General features: G+C 65.9%; 4 protein-coding genes. 3 read left to right on the top strand and 1 reads right to left on the bottom strand.

All coding sequences use genetic code 11. The features are described 5' to 3' along the window. Positions 1 to 81: 81 nt before the first annotated feature. Positions 82 to 393: a hypothetical protein gene (locus AX721_RS01150; RefSeq protein ID WP_156466948.1), complete on the bottom strand. Its 312-nt coding sequence runs from the start codon at positions 391 to 393 to the stop codon at positions 82 to 84. 139 nt (positions 394 to 532) lie between these two features. Between AX721_RS01150 and AX721_RS01145 the strand changes: the two genes are divergently transcribed. From AX721_RS01145 to AX721_RS01140, 3 genes are all read left to right on the top strand, one after another. Next, on the top strand, positions 533 to 799 hold the full coding sequence (locus AX721_RS01145; RefSeq protein WP_068874089.1) for a hypothetical protein: 267 nt from the start codon (positions 533 to 535) through the stop codon (positions 797 to 799). Between the two features lie 325 nt (positions 800 to 1,124). After that, on the top strand, positions 1,125 to 1,373 hold the full coding sequence (locus tag AX721_RS27185; RefSeq protein WP_156466947.1) for a hypothetical protein: 249 nt from the start codon (positions 1,125 to 1,127) through the stop codon (positions 1,371 to 1,373). 43 nt (positions 1,374 to 1,416) lie between these two features. Continuing rightward, on the top strand, positions 1,417 to 1,821 hold the full coding sequence (locus AX721_RS01140) for a hypothetical protein (protein ID WP_156466946.1): 405 nt from the start codon (positions 1,417 to 1,419) through the stop codon (positions 1,819 to 1,821). The last annotated feature ends 354 nt before the right edge of the window (positions 1,822 to 2,175 follow it).

The following is a 2,175-nucleotide window of genomic DNA, read 5'->3' as shown; positions in this document are numbered from 1 at the left end:
GTCAATGGGGGGTGGGGGGGAGGTGGCGCTCTGCCGCTTATCTCCGCAAACGCCAGGCCATCGCGCGCAAAGATCGGCCTGCTAGTTCAGGTCCAAGTCCACCGTGACACTCTGTTCCACGACCGAGCCCGCCCGTTTGTCCCAAATGGTGACCAGATAGCTGTGCATCCCGCCCCGCTCGTCTGGGCCGAAGCGGACTATCCAGAAATCTTGCGCACTCTCTATCCGCATCGGGAGGCTCGCGACGCGCGGCCCAGCTTCGGCTTTCGCCATGACGGCAGCTTGTTCGGCGCTATGGACCCGCACGCGACTGTTGTCCCACAGGCGAAACGCGACCCCCAAGGTCAGCAGCACAACCCCAGCGCCGAGCGCCGCGGCCGCCAGTTTTGCCAAGCGCCCCACCCTCATGGGGGGAGCTTAGCTGTTCGCGACCCACTTTCCACCTTTGTCGGCATTCCGCTCGGCGCAGCGCGTCGAGTTGCCGATACCAGGAAGACCGCTACGTTCCATCCCGAGGACGGAGAGGCGGGCGATGCGGGGCGGCAAGTTGATCTCGAAGCCTGACAGCCCGATCACGGGCTTTGTCCAGGGCGCAACCGCTGCGGCCTTCGCCGTTGGCGTTCCGCTCACCGTCCAGGTGTTTATGATGTCGCTCCAGGCGCGAAAGCCGCTCCTCGGCGTTGCGCTCTGCATGGGTTTAACGCTGGTGGCGAGTGTGGTCTGCGGGCTCTTGCTTGCGATGTGGCGGCAGATTCAATGCTGGGCCTACGACCGCTTCCTGGAAGGCCCTCCCACGTAGGCTGCCCAGGCGGGAGGCCGCTGAGCGGCCCGGCCGCAGCATGCCAGCCTCCTCCGCTTCCTCAAGGACGGCGTTGGCGCCGCCGCGGGGCGGTTGGGCCGGGGGCCCAATCCTTGACCAAGCTCCAGAGGCCGGCCGGGGCTGACCGTGGCCTTCAGGGTGGGGTGCGTCCTGGCGGACGTCTGACCCACGCCCCGCCGCGAAGGCCGCGAGGGATGGTAGTCGCCGGCGCCGAGGCTTAGAGCGGGCTTCGCGCTGCAAGCCGTCCGCGGACTTCGGACCGGTCGCTCTTGTGCTCATCGCTCCACGATGATGAGCTTCGCTGATGGCGAAGGTTCGGCTCAAACTTGCTGATGAACAGCGCGTCGCGCTTGCTCTCAGGACCTTTGTCTCCGCGTTCTTGGCGCTGATGTGCCTGATCCTGTTCGTAGTTCTTGATACGGTTCGTTTGCCGGACGGCGGCGAACTCGGGTCCGCTGCGGGCTTCGCCTTTCTTGGCGCATCGGTGCTAGCCCTTCTTGAACAAACTCCGCTTTGGCGCAGCCGGTTGCCGTCGAGACGAAAGCCAAACTGACGTGCGGCCTGCGCCCGGTGTGCTTTGGTGGTAGTGGGCGGCCATGGCGCATCTGAAGTGTGCAGCTTGTGGGCGAAGCCTGACGCGGACCTGTCGGGTCGGCGAGCTTGGCGAATACGACAACTCGGTCGCCGACACGATGCCGGCTCTCCCCCCTGGCGTGATGGTGAGGCTGACGGATGAAGACGTCGTGCCGCTTACAGACGCTGGCGGCGTCGTGGGGGTGCATGTTTATTCGCCGGCCGGCGCCTGGGCGCTGAATCCCGAAGATCTGTTGCGGGATGCGGTGGCGCCGAGTGGGGTGCGGAATGGTTGCTGCGGCCCTGATGGCGCGGATGGCCCGAACTTCTCCTGCGTGTGCGGGAATGTGCTGGGGACGGAGTGGGGTGACTGCTGGACGCAGGCCGAGGTTCGGTTTCTGCCCGACGCGGTGGTGGTGGCTGAGTAGCGGCGGTTGGGCGGTTGGGGCGGGGCCCAATCCTTGACCAAGCTTCGGAGGCTGGCCGGGGCTGACCGTGGCCTTCAGGGTGGGGTGCGTCCTGGCGGACGCGTGCCTTCGCGCCATGGAGCGGCGGCGATTGAAGCCACGCTTCTGGCCAAGCTAGATTGATGTGAATGACGGGGCGGACCATCTGGGAGCGAGAGCTGGCGTGGCCGAAGTCGGGGCCGCTTCACTGGCTCACGATGTACTTCGTGGGCATGACCTTCGCTGGGTTCGGGATCTGGCTCGTGCTGAGCTTCATCAGTCTGATCCTCCCCCGAAAAAGTGGACGGGGTTAGGCCGCTCTGCGCTCGGCCTCGG

It is taken from the genome of Phenylobacterium sp. CCH9-H3, assembly GCF_001557235.1.
Taxonomy (GTDB): domain Bacteria; phylum Pseudomonadota; class Alphaproteobacteria; order Caulobacterales; family Caulobacteraceae; genus Phenylobacterium.
This window is presented reverse-complemented; position numbering and strand designations above follow the sequence as displayed.